This is a genomic window from Sphingomonas chungangi, assembly GCF_013778325.1.
GTDB lineage: Bacteria > Pseudomonadota > Alphaproteobacteria > Sphingomonadales > Sphingomonadaceae > Solisphingomonas > Solisphingomonas chungangi.
Genome location: NZ_JACEIB010000027.1, coordinates 311916 through 331126 on the forward strand (window position 1 = coordinate 311916; position 19211 = coordinate 331126).

The following is a 19211-nucleotide window of genomic DNA, read 5'->3' on the forward strand; positions in this document are numbered from 1 at the left end:
AACGCCACCGCCTGCCGCACGTACCTCGACTTCGCTCGGCACGAACGGGGCTGGAATGGCGCGAGTGATCATCAGTGCGCCCCGTCCTTCGGCGTCTCCATGATCTCGGTCAGCACCCCGTTCATGTCCTTGGGGTGGACGAAGAAGATCAACGTGCCATGCGCGCCGATGCGCGGTTCGCCGAGCACCTTGGCGCCCTTGCCCTCGAACCACGCCTTGGCCGCATGGATGTCGGGCACCTCGTAGCACATGTGGTGCTGGCCGCCGGCCGGGTTCTTGGCGATGAAGCCGTGGATCGGCGAGGCCTCGCCCAGCGGCTCGATCAGTTCGATCTGGGTGCCCGCCGTGCCACCCTCGCCCGGCGTATCGACGAAGCACACCTTCACGCCCTGCGCGGGCAGGTCGAACGGCTCGTGGATCGTCGTCGCGCCCATCACGTCGCGGTAATAGGCCACCGACGTCTCGATCGAGGGCGTCGCGATGCCGATATGGTTGAGCCGCCCCAGTTTCATCAGACCAGTTCCACCGCCATCGAAGTCGCCTCGCCGCCACCCAGACAGATGGAGGCAAGGCCGCGCTTCAGGCCGTTGACCTGCAAGCCGTTGATCAGCGCGCCGAGGATGCGTGCACCGGAAGCGCCCACCGGATGGCCGAGCGCGCAGGCGCCGCCGTGGATGTTGAGCACGTCGTGCGAAATGCCGAGATCGTGCATCGCGATCATCGCGACGGTGGCGAAGGCCTCGTTGACCTCGAACAGGTCGACATCCTTGGTCGTCCAACCCGCTTTCTCCAGCGCGCGCTTGGACGAGCCGACCGGCGCCGTGGTGAAATATTGCGGGGCATGGGCGAAGGCGGCGTGGCTCACCACCCGCGCGATCGGCTTGACGCCGAGCTTGTCGGCGACGCTCATGCGCGTCATCACCAGCGCCGCAGCACCATCCGAGATCGAGGAGGCGTTGGCCGCCGTGATCGTGCCGTCCTTGGCGAAGGCGGGCTTCAGCGTCGGGATCTTGGCGAGGTTGGCGTTGCGCGGCTGCTCGTCGGTGTCGACGACCACCTCACCCTTGCGGGTCTTCACCGTCACCGGCACGATCTCGTTTGCGAGATGGCCGACATGCTGCTGCGCGCGGGTCAGCGAGTTGATCGCGAACTCGTCCTGCGCCTCGCGGGTGAACTGGTATTCGCCTGCCACGTCCTCGGCGAAATTGCCCATCAGCTTGCCCTTCTCGTACACGTCCTCGAGCCCGTCGAAGAACATGTGGTCGTAGAGCCGGTCATGGCCGATGCGTGCACCGGCGCGGTGCTTGAGGTTGAGGTAGGGCGCGTTGGACATGCTCTCCAGCCCGCCCGCGACGATGATGTCGGCGGAGCCGGCGGCGATCGCGTCGGACGCCATGATCGCGGCCTGCATGGCCGAGCCGCACATCTTGTTGATGGTGGTCGCCTCGACGGTGTCGGGCAGGCCGGCATAGATCGCCGCCTGCCGCGCCGGCGCCTGGCCGAGGCCGGCGGGCAGCACGCAGCCCATGTAGCAGCGCTCGATCTGCTCCGGGGTGAGCCCGGAGCGCTCGACCGCGCCCTTGACGGCGATCGCGCCGAGTTCGGTGGCGGTGAGCGAGGACAGCTCGCCCATCATGCCGCCCATCGGCGTGCGGGCGAAGGACAGGAAGACTACGGGATCGGTGGTCGACATGATGTCGCTCCTCACAGGGGGATGTTGTCGTGCTTCTTCCATGGGTTCTCGAGCTGCTTGTTGCGCAGCTTGCGAAGTCCCAGCGCCACGCGCTTGCGGGTGGAATGCGGCATGATGATCTCGTCGATGAAGCCCTTGGACGCCGCCACGAAGGGGTTGGCGAAGCGGGCCTCGTACTCGGCGGTGCGCTCGGCGATCTCCTCCGGCGTCTTGCCGCGGAAGATGATCTCCACCGCGCCCTTGGCGCCCATCACCGCGATCTCGGCGGTCGGCCAGGCATAATTGAAATCACCGCGCAGATGCTTGGAGGCCATGACGTCATAGGCGCCGCCATAGGCTTTACGCGTGATCACCGTGATCTTTGGCACCGTCGCCTCGGCATAGGCGAAGAGCAATTTCGCGCCGTGGGTGATGATGCCGTTATGCTCCTGCGAAACGCCCGGCAGGAAGCCCGGCACGTCCACGAAGGTGACGATCGGGATGTCGAAGGCGTCGCAGAAGCGCACGAAGCGGCCGGCCTTGCGGCTCGCCGAGATGTCCAGCACGCCAGCCAGCACCATCGGCTGGTTGGCGACGATGCCGACGGTGCGGCCCTCGATCCGGCCGAAGCCGATGATGATGTTGCCGGCATAGTTCGGCTGCAACTCGAAGAAATCGCCCTCGTCGACCGTCTTCCGGATCAGCTCGTGCATGTCGTAGGGCTTGTTGGCGCTGTCCGGGATCAGCGTGTCGAGGCTCGGCTCCATGCGGTCCCACGCATCCTCGGTGGGACGGACGGGCACGCCCGAGCGGTTGCTCTCGGGCAGGAAATCGATGAAGTCGCGCGCGGCGAGCAGCGCCTCGACGTCGTTCTCGAAAGCCTGATCGGCTACGCCCGATTTCTGCGTGTGGGCGACGGCGCCGCCCAGTTCCTCCTGCGTCACCACCTCGTTGGTGACGGTCTTCACCACGTCCGGGCCGGTGATGAACATGTAGGACGAGTCCTTCACCATGAAGATGAAGTCGGTCATCGCCGGGCTGTACACGGCGCCTCCCGCGCACGGTCCCATGATGAGGCTGAGTTGGGGCACCACGCCCGAGGCGAGCACGTTGCGCTGGAACACCTCGGCATAGCCGCCGAGCGACGCGACGCCCTCCTGGATGCGCGCGCCGCCGCTGTCGTTGAGGCCGATCACCGGGGCCCCGACCTTCAGCGCCATGTCCATGATCTTGCAGATCTTCTGCGCGTGGCGTTCGGAGAGCGAGCCGCCGAACACGGTGAAATCCTGACTGAACACGAAGACGAGGCGGCCGTTGACGGTGCCCGATCCGGTGACGACGCCGTCGCCCGCGATGTGAGTCTCGTCCATGCCGAAATCGGTGCAATTGTGCTCGACGAACATGTCGAGTTCCTCGAACGAGCCTTCGTCGAGCAGGATGTCGATGCGCTCGCGGGCGGTGAGGCGGCCCTTGGCGTGCTGCGCGTCGATGCGCTTCTGCCCGCCTCCCAGACGCGCCGAGGCGCGGCGGTGTTCGAGGACTTCCAGCGTCGTGGCCACGGGCTCTCCTTTCGCGAAGCGACGGTTGCGGGGACTGCACCGGGTGCGCGCGAGAGGCAAATGTGGTTTTGTGAAGTTGCGAATGGCGGTTTTGTGAAATAGGTGGAGACATGGCCCGCCAGCCCCGCCCCCTCTACGCCGGCACGCGCATCCGCGAGTTGCGCACGAGGCTGCGCATGAGCCAGGTCGCGATGGCGGAGCGGGTCGGCATCTCCGTCTCCTATCTGTCGCAGATCGAGACGGACGGCCGCCCGCTCACCGCCGCCGTTGCGCTGGCGCTTCACGCATCCTTCCCGGCGGACTGGGCCGGCATCGACGAAGATGAAGGCGCGCGCCTGCTCGCCGGCCTCGCCGAGGCCGCCGCCGAGCCGTTGCTGCCCGAGGCGCCGCCCGAGCCCGAGCTGCTCGCCCGCGCGGTGGAGCAACAACCCGCCCTCGCCCGCCGCTTCGTGGCGATGCACGCCGCGTGGCGCCGCGCCGAGGACCAATTGCAGCGCCTCGACGACGCCTACGATGCCGGCGCCCCCTCCGGCGGCCGCCTGCCGTGGGACGAGGTGCGCGACTGGTTCCACGATGCCGGCAATTATGTCGACCTGATCGACACCGCTGCCGAGGCGATCGGCAATATCCTTGAGCCCGGTCCGGAAGCTCTGGCCGAACGGCTGCGCGACCGCCACCGCATCACGCTGCGCTCACCCGGTGCCGAAGCCGCCCCATTACGCGCCTTCGATCCCGCGCACCGCGTCCTGACGCTCGACCCCGCGCAGGCGCCCGAGAGCCGCGCTTTCCAACTCGCCCACCAGCTCGCCCGCATCGAACTGGCCGAGGAGATCGGTCAGGTGCTCGCCCGCGCCACCATGCCGTCGGTGGAGGCGACGCGGCTGCTCTCGATCGGCCTCGCAAACTACGCGGCCGGCGCAATCCTGATGCCCTACGAGGCTTTCCGCTCCGAAGCGCGCCGCCTGCGCCACGACATCGACCGCCTGCGCCGTCGCTTCACCGTCAGCTTCGAGCAGGCCTGCCACCGCCTCTCCACCCTCCAGCGGCCCGATGCGCGCGGCCTGCCCTTCTTCTTCTGCCGGGTGGACATGGCGGGCAACATCACCAAGCGCCATTCCGCCACGCGCCTGCAATTCGCGCGCTTCGGCGGCGCCTGCCCGCTCTGGATCATGCACGAGGCTGTCGCGATCCCCGACCGCATCCTGACCCAGCTCGCCGAAATGCCGGAAGGCACGCGCTATGTCGCGATCGCCAAGGGACTGGTGAAGGAAAGCGGAAGCTACGCCCGCTCGCCCCGTCGCTATGCCGTGGCTCTGGGCTGCGAGATCGGCGAGGCCAAGGATTTCGTCTATGCCGATCATCTCGACCTGACGCGCGCCGACGCCGCCACACCGATCGGCGTCTCCTGCCGCATCTGTCCGCGCGAGGATTGCGATCAGCGCGCCTTCCCGCCCTCCGGCCGCGCGCTGCGCATCGATCCCGAGCGGCGCGAGGTGGTGCCCTACCGGTTCGACTAGACGGTGATCGCCTTCGTCTCGATCACCCGGATCTGCGCCACCGAAAATCCAGCCTCGCGCAGTTCCGCCGCCTGCATGTCCGGCAGGTGATGACGGTGGCGCGCCACCACCACGGCTCGGCGCAGCGTTTCCAGCCGGGGATCGGCAAGCGCCCGGCGTTCCGGATTGAGGCCGAACAGCTTGGTCACGAGCCGCTCGACCACGCCGGGCTCCTCGATGCTGCCAAGTCTGTCGGAGCGGGCCAGCACGATCACCTGTTCCTCCAGCGCGGAGAAGCTGGCGGGCTCCATCGGGGTGATGCGAAAGGGTTCGATCTCGGGCGAAACGGGCTGCGGATCGATGCCGGTACGGACGGTCGCCCGATACGCCATATTCGCCTCCTTTCGCTCTAGAACCAAGGACAAGGCCGCCGGAACCCGACCGCCGCCGCACCCGAGCCGCCTACCGATGGGAGGCACGCTGTCAAGCGCGAGAAAAGCCAGATGCGACCGCCTGCGTGAACATAGGATTGCTGGAGGCGACTGCAACGCAGCATGCTGCCTTAACTATACGCAATGCTTACGACGATGGCGCACGACGCATCTCGAACCCTTACGGTATCGGCTCCAGATGGAAGGCTGGACATCGACCTATGGAGGCCCGGATGGCACAAATCATGCTCCGCAGATGGCCTTGGCTGCTGCACGGTGGCGGGGTAATCCTGTTCATGATGGCAGGGGCGAGCGAGCATGGGCTTGCCGCGATCGGCTTAGGCCATGCGGGGCACGAGCCGCCGCTGGCCTATCTGCTCGCGCTTGCAACCTTTCTGCTGGCGAGCGCCGGCGTCGCGCTGGCTGTGATGGGGCCGCGTCTGTTCCGCAAGGTGGTGGTCGCGGATCGCTGGCTGCCGCATGTGCCCGCGGCATTTCGCGAGCATCACAAAGCGGAGGACCAGAGCTGACGATCTGCTAGACCCGCCGTCCTGACGGCAGCGGAATCGATGATGGGCGAAGGCGGGGCAGAGCGGCCGAGACTGTTTGTGACACGCCGCCTGCCGGAGGCGGTGGAAGCCCGTTTGGCGAAGCGTTTCTCCGTTACCTTCAATCCGGAGGACGAGCCTCGCAGCCGTGACGCGCTGGAAGCGGCGATACGCGGGCACGATGCGATCCTGCCCACCATCACGGACCGGTTCGACAGCGCTCTTCTCACGACGCCGGGCCGGCGCGCGCGCGTCCTGGCGAATTTCGGCGCGGGCGTGGAGCATATCGATCTCGCCGCGGCCTCCGGCGCCGGTATCGCCGTCGCCAACACACCCGACGCGCTGACCGATGCGACGGCAGACATCGCCATCCTGCTGATGCTGATGGCCTCGCGCCGCGCCGGCGAGGGGGAGCGCGAGCTGCGCACCGGCCGTTGGACGGGCTGGCGCCCGACCCACCTGATGGGCCAGGCACTGGGCGGCCGGACGCTCGGCCTTGTCGGCTACGGCCGCATCGCGCGTGCCACTGGCCGACGCGCGGAGGTTTTCGGGATGCGCGTGCTGCACCATAGCAGGAAGCCGTCAGGAGAGCCCGGCTATGCACCCTCGCTTGAGACATTGGCGGCCGAGGCGGATATCCTCTCGCTCCATACCCCCGGCGGCGTGGAGACGCGGCACCTCGTCGATGCGGGACTGATCGGTCGGATGAAGCCGACCGCGATCCTCATCAACACCGCGCGCGGCCCCGTCGTCGACGAGGCGGCGCTGGCGGCTGCTGTTCGGGAAGGCCGGATCGCCGCCGCGGGCCTCGACGTCTACGAGCGCGAGCCCTCCGTCCATCCCGATCTCGTCGCCTGCGAGAATGCCGTACTGCTGCCCCATCTCGGCAGCGCGACGGTGGAAACCCGCACCGCAATGGGCATGCAGGCGGCCGACAATCTCGAAGCCTTCTTCGACGGCCGGAATCTGCCCAACCGTGTCGCCTGACCCGCGCACCCCGTTTCTCGCTGCGTCCGTGATCCGCCCGCGACTGCGCGGCGGCCTGCTCGTGGTCGGCCTGTGCGGCGCGCAGGGCAGCGGCAAGTCGACGCTTGCCGCCGGTCTCTCCGCACTGTTCAAAGCCGAAGGCGTCCCGACCGCCATCCTGTCGATCGACGATCTCTATCTGACGAAGGCCGAACGCGAGGAAAAGGCCCGCGAGGTTCATCCGCTGTTTCGCACGAGGGGCGTGCCCGGCACGCACGACATCCCGCTCGGCCTCGCGGTGATCGACGCGCTGGCGACAGGCAGCGATTGCCGCCTGCCGCGTTTCGACAAGGCGCGCGACGAACGGCTTCCGCCTTCGACGTGGATCGAAGCCCCGACAGGAACGCGGCTATTGTTGCTCGAAGGCTGGTGCGTCGGCGCACGGCCGCAGCCCGATACGGCGTTGTCAGAACCGGTCAATATGCTCGAACGGTTGGAAGATCCGGACGGTATCTGGCGACGCACCGCCAACGCCGCGCTGGCCGGTCCCTACCGTGCACTGTTCGAACGGCTGGATCTGCTCATTCTGCTCGTCGCACCCGGTTTCGAGGTCGTTCGACGCTGGCGCACCGAGCAGGAGCATCGGCTTCGCGAGACGCGGGGCGGCGGGATGAGCGATGCGGCGATCGGCCGCTTCGTCCTGCATTACGAGCGGCTGACCCGCCACATCCTCGCCGACATGCCGGCTTACGCCGATCTGACGATCCCGCTGGACGAAGACCGCTCGCTAAGTATCTAGCGCGATGGCGTGATAGCGGTCCGCGTCTGGTGTCCCCAATTCTCGCGGCCCGACAGGAAGGCGATCCACCCCCACGCCGCGCCGGCATGGCGCAGCAGCTGGAAGCTGAACGGCTCCGCGAACGAGGCGAGCAGTGCCGGGCCGATCCGCAACCCCTCCGTCTGCCCGGTCCAGCGCTTGTAGAGGCCGAGCGACCAAAGATGGAAGGTCAGATCCACCGCGATCTTGGCGATCATGATGATCAGGATCGGCAAAGCGATGCGGAAGCGGCCGGTGACGACCAAACCGATGAGGATCGCGAAGGCGGCAAGGCCGTAGATGGGCTGCAGCGTGTCCAGTGCCTTCACCGGCAAGTGGAACAGTCCGAGCGTGCCGTAGCGGCGGTTGCCGACGATGTCGCGATTCCAGCGCTGGGTCTGCAGGAAACCGCCGAACCAGCGCCGCCGCTGGCGCAGGAACGCCATCGGACTGGCCGGCGCGTCGGTGCTGGCGAGCGCGCGACCGATCACGCGCGTGCGCCAGTCCTGCCCAGTGTCGTAGGCGTGTCGGAGCAACCGATGGATCAGTTCATAATCCTCGACCATGCAGTCCGGATCGAAGCCGCCGACCTCGACCACCGCCTCGCGCCGGAAGCCGGCGAAGGCGCCCGAGATCAGCAGCAGGCTGTCCATCCGCATCCAGGCGTAACGGGAGAGGAAGTTGCGGACATATTCATAGCCCTGGAACCACTGGAACAGCCGCGCCATCGGCTGCGGCCCGCAGATCGGCGCGAGGACGCCGGTCGCGGCGACCAGTTCCGGTTCCGCCGCGAAGGCTTCGCGCATCGCGGCGAGCGCGCCGGGCGCGAGCAGGGTGTCGGCATCGATCGTCAACACGAGGTCGGCATCGATCCGCAGCATCGCCTCGTTGAGCGCCCGCGCCTTGCCGCCACGGGGCAAGCGCAGCCAGAGCAGTGTCGGCTGACCGGGCGACGGCCCGCTCATCTCGCCGCATGGCGGTGCTTCCAGCCCGTATAGTCTGCGCAGCACCTCCGCACTGTCATCGCTCGATCCGTCGTCGGCCAGCAGGATCAGGTCGGGTGGATCGCTCTGGCCTGCCAGCGCGTCTATCGTGACGCCGAGCACCGGAGCCTCGTTATAGGCGGCGACGATCACCGCCATGCTCGGCCGGCGGGTCGACTGCGGCAAGGGCGGCAGCGGCCGGCGCAGCGGCAGGATCTTCCAGGCGGTGAACGCCAGCAGCGCGGTATCGTAGAGGATGTAGGCGATCCCCACCGACCACGATCCGACTCCCTGCCGCTCGAACGCCTGCACCAACAGTGTGACGAACAACAGCGGTCCGACAAGCCCGATCAGCCGGCTGGCGATCGGCACCGCGCGCGGTGTCAGCCGGGGCGATTGAGCCTCGAAGCTGCGCGACATCATGTTCATTACGCCGCCCCCATCCGTCGATCTCGAACCTTGGCTTTCATTACGCACCCGCTAGACCGTCCCGGAGGCTGCTTCGTAGAAGAGAGGGTTTCGGTGACAAGAGAGCGTTACACGGGGATCGCCATTCTCCTGCACTGGCTGATAGCGGCCGGAATCATCCTCAACGTGGCGCTTGCCTGGATCTGGCCGCACCTCGCCGACGAACAGGTGCGCCCGGCGATCGACATCCACAAGTCGATCGGCGTCACCGTGCTCGGCCTCGCGATCATGCGACTGCTGTGGCGGCTCACCCACCGCCCGCCCGCCTACCCTGCGGGCTACAGGCCGTGGGAGCGGGCATCCTCGCATGCCGTCCACTGGCTGCTCTACCTGATCATGTTCGCCATGCCGCTGACCGGCTGGATCATGGATTCGGCGTGGAAGGATGCGGCGAGCCACCCGATGCACTATTTCGGCACCTTCGAATGGCCGCGCATCGCCTTCTTCCAGCATCTCGATCCGGCGACGATGGACCGGTTGCACGGTCTGTTCGGCGCAGGCCACGTAGCGGGCGCCTATGCCCTCTACGCGCTGTTCTCACTGCATGTCGGCGGCGCGCTGAAACACCAGTGGCTCGATCGCGAGGCCGAGCTCCAGCGGATGTGGCCCGGCCGCGACTGAGCGGCGCCTACCAGCCCCCGCCGAGCGCCTTGTAGAGCGAGGCCATGTCCTGCCGCAGCCTGACGTCGCTCTGGCTAAGGCTGTTCTGGGTCTGAAGCAAGGTCTGCTGCCCGTCGAGCACCGGCGTGTAATCGGACAGGCCGACCTTGTACTGCGCCTCCACCGTGCCGAGCGCCCGTTGCGCATCGGTGACGCCGGAGCGGAGCTGTGCGTTGCTGGTTCGCTCCGTATCGACACGCACCAGCGCATCCTCCACATCACGCAGCGCACCGAGGACCGTCTGGCGCCAGGCAATATAGGCCTGCTCGCGCTCTTCCTTGTCGATGTCCACCTGCGCGCGGCGGCGCCCGAAATCGAAGATCGGAAAGCTTGCCGAACCCTGCCCCGTCAACTGCAGCGTCTTGCCGAGGAAGAAATGGCCGAGCCATAGCCAGCTCAGCGCGTCGGACGCGGTCAGCGAGATCTTGGGATACATGTCTGCCACCGCCACGCCGATCTGCGCGGTGGCGGCCGCCAGCCGGCGCTCGGCGGCGCGGACATCCGGGCGACGGCGGATCAGGTCGATCGGCAGGCCCGGAGGAATCTCCGGCGGCACCGGCGGCAGCGCGCGCGCCTGCGCGAGTTCGTCGACCAGAGCCTCGGGCTGCTCGCCGACCAGCACCGCCAGCGCGTGCATCTGGGTGCGCGCCTGTCCCTCCAGCGGCGCCACCTGCGCCTGCGCCTGCGCGAGTTGCGTCCGTTGCCTGATCGCATTGCCCTGCGGCACGAGGCCGACCTGCGCGGTGTGTTCGAGGATCGAGAGCGATCGACCCTGCCGATCCGCCTCAGCCTGCGCGATGCGGGCCTGGTCCTGGTAGCCGCGCATCTGGAGGTAATCGCTGGCGATCTCGGCGGCGAGGCTGACGCGGGCGTCCCGCGCATCCCATTCCGCCGCCTCGGCCTGCGCGCGCGCCGCCTCGACGCCGCGCCGGACGCCGCCGAACAGATCCAGTTCCCAGCTCGCATCGAAGCCGGCCGAGGTGGTGGCGTAATATTTGGGAATCGAGAAGGACGATCCGCCGGAGCCGCCCTGTTGGCCACCGCCGATCTGGTTGACCAGCTTGCCGACATCCGATCCGCCGACCGGCTTGATCCTCGTATATTGACCGCTGCCGGTCGCATCGATCTCCGGCAGGCCCTGCGCGCGTGCCTGGACGATCTGCAACCGCGCCTCGCGTACCTTGGAGGCGGCGGTCTGCAGATCGGGCGCGTTCTGCAGGCCGATCTCGATCAGATGCTCCAGCTCGGGATCGTGGAACGCCGTCCACCAGTGCGCGAGGTCGACATCGGCCGTTTGGTTCGGCTGCGGCGACGCGAAGGCGGACGGAACATCAGGCTTGGGCTCCTGATAATTCGGCCCCACGGTGCAACCGGCAACGATCAGGGGCAGAACGAGGGCGACGGAGCGACGCATCAATGGCCTCCCTTCATCGGTTTCAGAAGGAAGGCCATCGCGACGGCGACAAGCATGAACATCATCAGCGCACGGAAGACGTCGATATAGGAGAGCATCGCCGCCTGCGTCGACATCTGCTGATAGAGCGTGGCGAGTTGCGTCTGCGAGGGATCGCCGCCAGTGCCTGGATTACCCAGCGTCGCGCCGATCTGCTGCAGGCCCTCGACATAATTGGGATTGAGCGGGTTGAGCCCTTCGACCAGCCGCGCCTGATGGAATTGCTCGCGCTGCGCAAGTAGGGCCTGCGACGCCGAAATGCCGATTGAACCGCCGAGGTTTCGCGCCACGTTCATCAGCGCCGAGGCATGATTGTAGCGTTCCGGCTTCAGACCGGCATAGGATTGGGTGAGGATCGTCACGAACAGGAAGGGAATACCGACCGCCTGCGCCAGTCTGGCCAACGCGAACTGATTGAACGCGGTGTTCACGTTGAAATGCGAATAGATCCACATGCCCACGCTCTGCATGAGGAAACCGAAGGCCAGCAACCAGCGCCCCTGCACCTTGCTGGAAAGCACGCCTGCCATCATCATCGCCACCAGCGACAACATGCCGCCCATGGTGAGCGTCAGGCCCGCATCGGTCGCCGTATAGCCGAACACTTCCTGCAACATCTGCGGGATGACCTGCGTCGATCCGTAGATGATCACGCCGACGAGCATCATCATCATGAAGCAGGTGGCGAAATTGAAGACGCCGAACAGGCGCATATCGACGATCGGGTCTTTGCGGTTGAGCTCCCACACCACCAGCAGCACCAGCGATACGGCCGCGATCAGCCCCATCGTGCAGATGAAGGAGGAGCCGAACCAGTCGTCCCGCTGCCCACGATCCATGAACACCTCGAGGCAGCCGAGCCCAAGAGCGACGAGCGCGAAGCCGAAGCCGTCGACCTTCAGACCCTTTCGGAGCCGCTTGCGCCGTTCCTTCTCCAGCGCGTCGGGCTCGACCACCAGCAGCTGGACGAGGATCAAGGATATGATGCCGACCGGCACGTTGATCAGGAAGATCCAGTGCCAGCTGATATTGTCCGTGATCCACCCGCCGATCGACGGGCCGATCACCGGCGCCACGACCACTACGACGCCGTAGGCGGCAAAGGCCGTGCCCCGCTGGGAGGGCGGGAAGGTGTCGGCGAGGAAGCTCTGTTCGGAACTCGCCAGCCCGCCGCCGCCAATCCCCTGAACTATGCGCGACACGACGAGAATGCCGAGGCTTGGCGCAAGCCCGCAGAACAGGGACGAGATCGTGAACAGCGCCACCGACATCATGTAGAAGCGCTTGCGCCCCATGACGTCGCTCAGCCATCCGGAGATCGGTACCACGATCGCGTTCGACACCAGATAACTGGTCAGCACCCACGTCGCCTCGTCATTCGAGACGGCGAGGCTGCCGGCGATGTGCGGAAGCGAGACGTTGGCGATCGAGGTGTCGAGCACTTCCATGAAGGTGGCGAGGCTGATCACGAGCACGATCAGCCAGGGGTTGCGATTTCCAGCGGCGGAGCGCTCGTCCGACCAGCCGGCGTCCGGATCGGCCTGCTTCGGTTTCGACCGCTTGGCGCCGGCGGCGCTCGCCACCGCTCAGCGCACCTTGACGGTTGGCACCACCGACATGCCGGGGCCGATCGGATAATTGTGCGGATCCGGGCTGTCGCGGCGCGGGCGATCGAACAGGATGCGCACCGGCACACGCTGGACGACCTTCACATAGTTGCCCGTCGCATTCTGCGGCGGCAGCAGCGCGAAGGCCTGCCCTGCGCCTCGCTGGATCGAATCGACATGGCCGTCGAACGCGACTTCGGGGAAGGCATCGACGCTGATCGCGACGTGCTGGCCGATCGCCATGTGGGCGAGTTGGGTTTCCTTGAAGTTGGCCGTCACCCACATCCGGTCTGGCACGATCGCCATCAGCTGCGTGCCGGGCGATACATAGGAGCCGAGATTGACGCTGCGGTTGACCACCTGACCTGAAACGGGGGCACGGAGGTCGAGATGGCCAACGGTCACCTGGGCGGAGCGGATTTGTGCCTCGGCGGCCTGTTTCTGCGCTTCGTTGGCCTTCACCTGCTTCTGCGCGACCGCGACCTGCGCGGCGGCATTATCAACCGCGCGGCGGGCGGCGGCAGCCTGAGCGGCGCTGCTCTTGGCAGCCTCGCGCGCCTGATCGATCTGGGTGCCCGACACGGCGGCGGAATCGAGCTTCTGCAGGGCGAGATAGCGCTGCAGATCAGCCGCCGCCTTCATCGCCTGCGCCTCCGGATCGCGGGCCTGAGCCTCGGCCTGCCTCTGCTGGGCCTGCGCGGAGACGACCTGAGCCTGTGCCTGCTGTATGCCCGCATCCGCCTGTATCGCCTGCGCCTTGGCCTGATCGAGCGACGCGGCGGAGGCATACGGCTCGATCGTCGCCAGCAGGGTGCCCGCCTGAACATGGCGGTTGTCGATATCCGCGACATGGGTGAGCTTGCCCTGCACCTCCGCCGCGATCCGCACGATATGCGCATCGACGAAGGCATCGTCGGTGGATTCGTACTGGCGCTTATGCAGCCAAAACAACGTACCGCCGACGATCGATATCACCGCTACAACGATCAGGATGATCCAGAAAATCGGCTTCTTGTAGAGCGGCGGGCCGGAATCCTCTTCCTCCTCGCCGTCGCCATCATCGTCCTTCGGATCGTCGCCCTGCTGCTTTTCGTCGCCGTTCCGGTTGGCATCGTCACGGTGCTCGCGGTCGTCGTCGTCGCGATCGCTCATCCCTTGGCTGCTCCCAGTACTCGGCCCTCCTGAAGCGGGCCGCCCTTTGCCGCAGGTCTCGACTCCGGACGACGGATTTCGTTCCACGCCCGTGACGCATTAGACTATGTCCCGCCTTCCGGAAAAGACGAGCCGTGACATGGACCTAAGCCCGCGTCATCGCGTTTCGAAGTGAATCCCCTTATCCAAGTTAATTTCCGGCCGGACAGCATGAGAAACCGAATGGACGCCGACGACGACCTCCCAGCCGACGCCATGTCCCATCTGAACCGGTATCGCACACTGTTCGAGACGATGGACGACGGCTTCTGCATCATCGAGTTCTTCGATGGACCCAACGGGCCGCTGAGCGACTACATCCATGTCGAGGCCAACGCCGCCTACGAGCGCAATGCCGGCATTCCCAACGTGGTCGGCCAGAAGCTTCGTGAGATGGTGCCAGAAGAGGCGGATGGCTGGGTCGAGCTTTACGGCAGCGTGCTCCACACTGGAAAGCCGATCCGCTTCCGCCGCGAGCTGGTGGCCACCGGCCGGCATCTGGAAGTCTCTTCCTTCCGGGTCGGACCGTTCGAGGATCATCAGGTCGCGGTGCTGTTCAAGGATGTGACCGATCAGGTGCGCGCCGAGAACGCCCTCAACGAGCTCAACAGCAGCCTCGAAATCCGCATTGCCGAGGCGCTTGCCGAGCGCGAAGAGGCCGAATCCGCGCTTCGCCAGATCCAGAAGATGGAGGCGGTCGGCCAGCTGAGCGGCGGCCTTGCCCATGATTTCAATAACCTGCTCGCCGGTATCTCGGGTGCGTTCGAAATGATCGCCGCGCGGATCGCACAGGGCCGCAGCGGCGAGGTCGATCGCTATCTGGCGGCGGGGCAGGGCGCGACACGTCGCGCCGCCGCCCTCACCCACCGGCTGCTCGCCTTTTCGCGCCGGCAGACGCTGACGCCCAGCGCCGTGGTGGTCAACCGGCTGCTGCCGGACGTCACCGAACTGGTCCATCGCACTGTCGGCCCCGCGATCGAGGTCGAGACGGTCGCGGCGACCGGGCTGTGGCCGGCGCTGGTGGACACCAACCAGCTCGAGAATGCGCTGCTCAACCTCTGCATCAACGCGCGCGACGCGATGCCCGGCGGAGGCAGGATCATGATCGAGACCGGCAATCGCTGGCTCGACGAGCGCGCCGCCAAGGAGCATGCGCTGGAGCCGGGCCAATATGTGTCCGTCTGCGTTAGCGACACCGGCACCGGCATCGACAAGGCGATCATCGACCGGGTGTTCGATCCCTTCTTCACCACCAAGCCGATCGGCCAGGGCACCGGGCTCGGCCTGTCGATGGTCTACGGCTTCGCGCGCCAGAGCAACGGCCACGTCCGCATCTATTCGGAGGTCGGCCAGGGCACGATGGTCTGCATCTACCTGCCCCGCCATCGCGGCGAGGAGGATATCACCGTCGAGTTTCAGCTGCCCCCGCTGACCGAAGGCGGTGCCGGCGAATCGATCCTGGTGGTGGACGACGAGCCGACCGTGCGACTCCTGATCGTCGATTCGCTGTCGGAGATGGGCTATTCCTGCATCGAGGCGGCCGATGGACCGGCAGGATTGAAGATCCTTCAATCCGATGCCCGGATCAGCATGATGATCACCGACGTCGGCCTGCCGGGCGGCCTCAACGGGCGACAGGTCGCGGAGGCGGCGCGCGACCTGCGGCCGGATCTGCCCGTACTGTTCGTCACCGGCTATGCCGAGAACGCCGTGCTCAACCACGGCCATGTCGAGCCGGGCATGGAGGTGCTGACCAAGCCCTTTGCGATCGACGACCTGGTGCGGCGGGTTGGGCGTTTGATTCGTCCGCAGGACTGAGGCTGTGGGGGTTGGCCGCCGGCCCGCCCCGCACTAATGGTTGCGGATGTCACCAACCGGCACCGAAACCAGTCTCGACACCGCCGCCGGCCAGCCGATGCTGGACCAGACGCTCGATTGGGCGGCGATCAACAGCGGGACGGGCAATCTCGCGGGCCTCGGCGCTGTAGCCAGCAAGCTGGCGGATGCGTTTTCCGCGCTGCCTGGAGACTTGACGCTGCTGGAGGCCGATCCGGTCGAGTCCATCCTGCCGGACGGCGCGACGAAAACGACCGAACGCGGGCGCAACCTGCACCTCACTGTGCGCCCTGAGGCGCCGGTGCAGGTGCTGCTCACCGGCCACATGGACACGGTGTTCGGCGCCGATCACTCGTTCCAGTCGATCCGCACGCTGGACGACGGCCGCATCAACGGCCCCGGCGTCGCGGACATGAAGGGCGGCGTCGCGATCATCCTCGCCGCGCTCACGGGGCTGGAGGCCAGCCCCTTGCGCGATCGCATCGGCTACGAGGTCGTGATCAACTCGGACGAGGAGACGGGCAGCCATGGCTCCGCCGCGCTGATCGCGCGCGCTGCGCAGGGCAAGGCGGCGGCCCTCACCTACGAACCCGCCGCCACGCCCGAGGGCCTGCTCGCCGGCGCGCGACCCGGCAGCGGAAATTTCTCGATCGTCATCACCGGCCGCTCGGCCCATGCCGGCCGCAATCCGGAGGACGGGCGCAATGCCGTGCTCGCCGCCGCCGATCTGGCGCTCCGGCTCTCGAAGGCGAAAGGCCCGCGCCTCTCGGTCAACCCCGCGAAGATCGACGGCGGCGGCCCCAACAACGTCGTGCCCGATCATGCGGTGCTGCGCGTCAACATGCGCCCCGCGACGAGCGGGGATCAGGCGCGCGCGCAATCGCATCTCGATGCCGCGATCGCGATGGTCGCCGCCGAGCATGGCGTCCACATCCACTGCCACGGCGGCTTCAACCGGCCGCCCAAGCCGCTCGATCCGACGGCCGAGCGGCTGTTCCAGCTGGTTCGCGATTGCGGCGCGCGGCTCGGGCAGGCGATAGCGTGGGCGCCCGGCGGCGGCGTCTGCGACGGCAACAACATAGCGGCCTGCGGCGTGCCCGTGGTCGACACGATGGGCGTCCGCGGCGGCGCCATACACTCCGGGGAGGAATTTCTGATCGTCGAGAGCTTGGCCGAACGCGCCCGCCTGTCCACCCTCGTGCTGCTCGAGCTCGCCGAGCGGGGCCGCCCATGAGCGGCTTCCGCATCCGCGCATCCCGTGCGACCGACCTCGATTCGCTCTACGAGATGGCGAAACTGACCGGCGGCGGCTTCACCAACCTGCCTGCCGACAAGGACGCGCTCGCCGCCAAGCTGACCCGCTCGGCGCAAGCCTTCGCCAAGGCCGAGGACACGACGGGTGACGACGTCTATCTCCTCATGCTGGAGAAGGTGGAGACGGGCCAGGTGATCGGCACCGGCCAGGTTTTCTCGACGATCGGCAACCGCTGGCCCTTCTACAGCTATCGCATCGGCGTGCTGAGCCAGGCGAGCCAGGAACTCGGCCGCACCTTCCGCGCCGAGATGCTGAGCCTCACCACCGACTACGAAGGCACCACCGAGGTCGGCGGCCTGTTCCTGCATCCTCGGGAAAGAGCGGGCGGCCTCGGCCTGCTGCTCGCCCGATCGCGATATCTGTTCATCCGCCAGCACCGCCAGCGCTTCGCGGACCGCGTGATCGCCGAGCTGCGCGGCGTGATCGACGAGGCGGGCGGATCGCCCTTCTGGGATGGGCTCGCCGGCAAGTTCTTCGGCATGAGCTTCCAGGAGGCGGACCAGTTCAATGCCGTCCACGGCAACCAGTTCATCGCCGACCTCATGCCCAAGCATCCGATCTACACCGCCATGCTGCCCGATACGGCACGCGCGGTGATGGGCATGCCGCACCCGACCGGCCGCGCCGCGATGCGCATGCTGGAGGGCGAGGGTTTCCACCACGAAGGCTATATCGACATCTTCGACGGCGGCCCGACCATGGCGGCGCAGACCGACAAGATCCGCACCGTGCGCGACGCCAAGACCGCGACGCTGGTCGCTACCGACGCCGCCGGCGGCCAGAAGGGCCTGATCGCCAAGGGCCGACTGGAGGCTTTCGTCTGCGTCCACGGCACGATCGAGGAGAAGGACGGCGACGCGGTGATCGACGCCGAGAGCGCGAGCCTGTTGGGCGTCACGGCCGGCGACGAGATCGTCCATGTCGCGCGCTGATCTGGTCGAGATCAATTTCGACGGCATCGTCGGCCCGACGCACAATTATGCGGGGCTGAGCCTGGGCAATCTCGCGTCGAAAAGGAATGCCGGGCAGACCTCGCATCCGCGCGCAGCCGCACTGCAGGGGTTGGCGAAAATGCGCGCCAACATCGCGCTCGGGCTTCGCCAGGGCATCCTCCTGCCCCACCGGCGGCCGGATACAGGATGGCTCGACGTGCTCGCCACCGATGCGGCGACTCCCGGCCCGCTCTGGCCCGCCGCGACCTCGGCCTCGGCGATGTGGGCGGCCAATGCCGCGACCGTCTCGCCCGCGCCGGACAGCGCCGACGGCCGCTGCCACCTGACCGTCGCCAACCTCGTCACCATGCCGCACCGCAGCCACGAATGGCCCGGCACGCTGGCGCAGCTGAAACTCGCCTTTGCGCACGAAGCCTTCGCCGTTCACGGCCCCGTCCCGGCCCCATTCGGGGATGAAGGGGCCGCCAATCACATGCGCCTGTGCGATCGCCACGACACGCCGGGCGTCGAGGTCTTCGTCTATGGCGAGGGCGGCGGCCCCTTCCCCGCCCGTCAGCACCTGCAGGCCAGCGGCGCCATCGCACGCCGCCACCGCCTGAACGATGCGATGTTCGTGCGCCAGTCCGACGAGGCCATCGCCGCCGGCGCCTTCCACAACGACGTCGTCGCCGTCGCCAACGAGCGCGTGCTGTTCGCGCACGGGCAGGCCTTCGCCGACAAGGCGCGCTTCTTCGCTGAGCTGCGCGAACGCCTCCCTTCGGTCGAGATCGTCGAGGTGCCGGCCGAGGCGGTGAGTCTCAAGGACGCGATCGCCAGCTACCTCTTCAACGCCCAGCTCGTCACCCTGCCCGACGGCGGCGGCATGGCGCTGATCCTGCCGACCGAGGCGCAAAATATCGGCCGCGTATGGGAATGGCTGGAAGCGCTGGTCGCTGGCAACGGTCCGATCCGCCGGCTGATCCCGGTCGACGTGCGCGAATCGATGGCGAATGGCGGCGGCCCCGCGTGCCTGCGGCTGCGCGTGGTGTGCGACCCCGCGACAGTCGATCCCCGCTTCCTTGTCGACGAGGCGAAGCTGGACCGGCTCGCCGCCGTGATCGAGGCACACTGGCCCGGGAGCGTGCATCCCGACCAGATCGAGACGCTCGGCGCGTGGCCGGACGCGGTCGCGGCGCGCAAGACGCTGCTGGAAGCGCTAGACCTTTCCGAACTGGTCTGAATTAACCCGCTTTTAGGAATTTCCGTGCCATCACGCG

The 19211-nt window shown here is 67.1% G+C and carries 17 protein-coding genes; 9 read left to right on the plus strand and 8 right to left on the minus strand.

Features of this window, described 5'->3' with window-relative positions; genetic code table 11:
• Positions 1-71 precede the first annotated feature (71 nt).
• From mce to HZF05_RS19365, 3 genes are read right to left on the minus strand one after another with little or no spacing between them, the layout of a single operon-like run.
• Positions 72-512, minus strand: coding sequence for a methylmalonyl-CoA epimerase (gene mce, locus HZF05_RS19355; protein ID WP_160364121.1), 441 nt, complete (start codon positions 510-512; stop codon positions 72-74).
• Entirely contained in the window at positions 512-1693 is a 1182-nt protein-coding gene (locus HZF05_RS19360; RefSeq protein ID WP_160364122.1) for an acetyl-CoA C-acyltransferase, read from the minus strand. The genes mce and HZF05_RS19360 overlap by 1 nt, the downstream gene beginning before the upstream one ends.
• Before the next feature lie 11 nt (positions 1694-1704).
• A complete protein-coding gene (locus HZF05_RS19365; protein WP_160364123.1) occupies positions 1705-3231 on the minus strand; it encodes a carboxyl transferase domain-containing protein in 1527 nt (508 codons plus the stop codon).
• Between the two features lie 110 nt (positions 3232-3341).
• Here HZF05_RS19365 and HZF05_RS19370 point away from each other — a divergent pair, with 110 nt between their 5' ends.
• A complete protein-coding gene (locus HZF05_RS19370) occupies positions 3342-4748 on the plus strand; it encodes a helix-turn-helix domain-containing protein (RefSeq protein WP_160364124.1) in 1407 nt (468 codons plus the stop codon).
• On the opposite strand, the gene HZF05_RS19375 is transcribed toward HZF05_RS19370, so the two are convergent.
• Positions 4745-5119: a hypothetical protein gene (locus HZF05_RS19375; protein ID WP_160364125.1), complete on the minus strand. Its 375-nt coding sequence runs from the start codon at positions 5117-5119 to the stop codon at positions 4745-4747. The two genes, HZF05_RS19370 and HZF05_RS19375, sit on opposite strands and share 4 nt — an antisense overlap.
• A gap of 272 nt (positions 5120-5391) precedes the next feature.
• Here HZF05_RS19375 and HZF05_RS19380 point away from each other — a divergent pair, with 272 nt between their 5' ends.
• The 3 genes from HZF05_RS19380 to HZF05_RS19390 are packed head-to-tail and all read left to right on the plus strand — an operon-like array spanning position 5392 to position 7471.
• Positions 5392-5688 (plus strand): hypothetical protein, encoded by a 297-nt coding sequence (locus HZF05_RS19380; protein WP_160364126.1) that lies wholly within the window; start codon positions 5392-5394, stop codon positions 5686-5688.
• A gap of 42 nt (positions 5689-5730) precedes the next feature.
• Positions 5731-6693 (plus strand): 2-hydroxyacid dehydrogenase, encoded by a 963-nt coding sequence (locus HZF05_RS19385; RefSeq protein WP_160364127.1) that lies wholly within the window; start codon positions 5731-5733, stop codon positions 6691-6693.
• A gap of 28 nt (positions 6694-6721) precedes the next feature.
• Positions 6722-7471, plus strand: a complete 750-nt coding sequence (locus tag HZF05_RS19390; RefSeq protein WP_343046937.1) for a kinase — start codon at positions 6722-6724, stop codon at positions 7469-7471.
• On the opposite strand, the gene HZF05_RS19395 is transcribed toward HZF05_RS19390, so the two are convergent.
• Positions 7468-8901, minus strand: coding sequence for a glycosyltransferase family 2 protein (locus HZF05_RS19395; protein WP_160364129.1), 1434 nt, complete (start codon positions 8899-8901; stop codon positions 7468-7470). The genes HZF05_RS19390 and HZF05_RS19395 overlap by 4 nt on opposite strands.
• A gap of 93 nt (positions 8902-8994) precedes the next feature.
• Between HZF05_RS19395 and HZF05_RS19400 the strand changes: the two genes are divergently transcribed.
• Positions 8995-9561, plus strand: a complete 567-nt coding sequence (locus tag HZF05_RS19400) for a cytochrome b/b6 domain-containing protein (protein ID WP_160364130.1) — start codon at positions 8995-8997, stop codon at positions 9559-9561.
• Between the two features lie 7 nt (positions 9562-9568).
• Here HZF05_RS19400 and HZF05_RS19405 read toward each other — a convergent pair whose 3' ends face one another.
• Genes HZF05_RS19405 through HZF05_RS19415 form a run of 3 tightly spaced genes read right to left on the minus strand, consistent with a single transcriptional unit; the run spans position 9569 to position 13812 of the window.
• Complete coding sequence (locus HZF05_RS19405) at positions 9569-11014, minus strand: efflux transporter outer membrane subunit (protein WP_160364131.1); 1446 nt, start codon at positions 11012-11014, stop codon at positions 9569-9571.
• Positions 11014-12636: a DHA2 family efflux MFS transporter permease subunit gene (locus HZF05_RS19410; protein WP_343046927.1), complete on the minus strand. Its 1623-nt coding sequence runs from the start codon at positions 12634-12636 to the stop codon at positions 11014-11016. The genes HZF05_RS19405 and HZF05_RS19410 overlap by 1 nt, the downstream gene beginning before the upstream one ends.
• Positions 12637-12639: 3 nt before the next feature.
• On the minus strand, positions 12640-13812 hold the full coding sequence (locus tag HZF05_RS19415; protein WP_160364132.1) for an HlyD family secretion protein: 1173 nt from the start codon (positions 13810-13812) through the stop codon (positions 12640-12642).
• A gap of 222 nt (positions 13813-14034) precedes the next feature.
• Here HZF05_RS19415 and HZF05_RS19420 point away from each other — a divergent pair, with 222 nt between their 5' ends.
• From HZF05_RS19420 to HZF05_RS19435, 4 genes are read left to right on the plus strand one after another with little or no spacing between them, the layout of a single operon-like run.
• On the plus strand, positions 14035-15669 hold the full coding sequence (locus HZF05_RS19420; protein ID WP_220129913.1) for an ATP-binding protein: 1635 nt from the start codon (positions 14035-14037) through the stop codon (positions 15667-15669).
• Positions 15670-15715: 46 nt separating this feature from the next.
• Entirely contained in the window at positions 15716-16921 is a 1206-nt protein-coding gene (locus HZF05_RS19425) for a hydrolase (protein WP_160364532.1), read from the plus strand.
• Positions 16918-17934, plus strand: coding sequence for an arginine N-succinyltransferase (locus HZF05_RS19430; protein ID WP_160364134.1), 1017 nt, complete (start codon positions 16918-16920; stop codon positions 17932-17934). Before HZF05_RS19425 ends, HZF05_RS19430 begins: the two co-directional genes overlap by 4 nt.
• Entirely contained in the window at positions 17921-19174 is a 1254-nt protein-coding gene (locus tag HZF05_RS19435) for an N-succinylarginine dihydrolase (protein WP_160364135.1), read from the plus strand. The genes HZF05_RS19430 and HZF05_RS19435 overlap by 14 nt, the downstream gene beginning before the upstream one ends.
• Positions 19175-19211 lie beyond the last annotated feature (37 nt).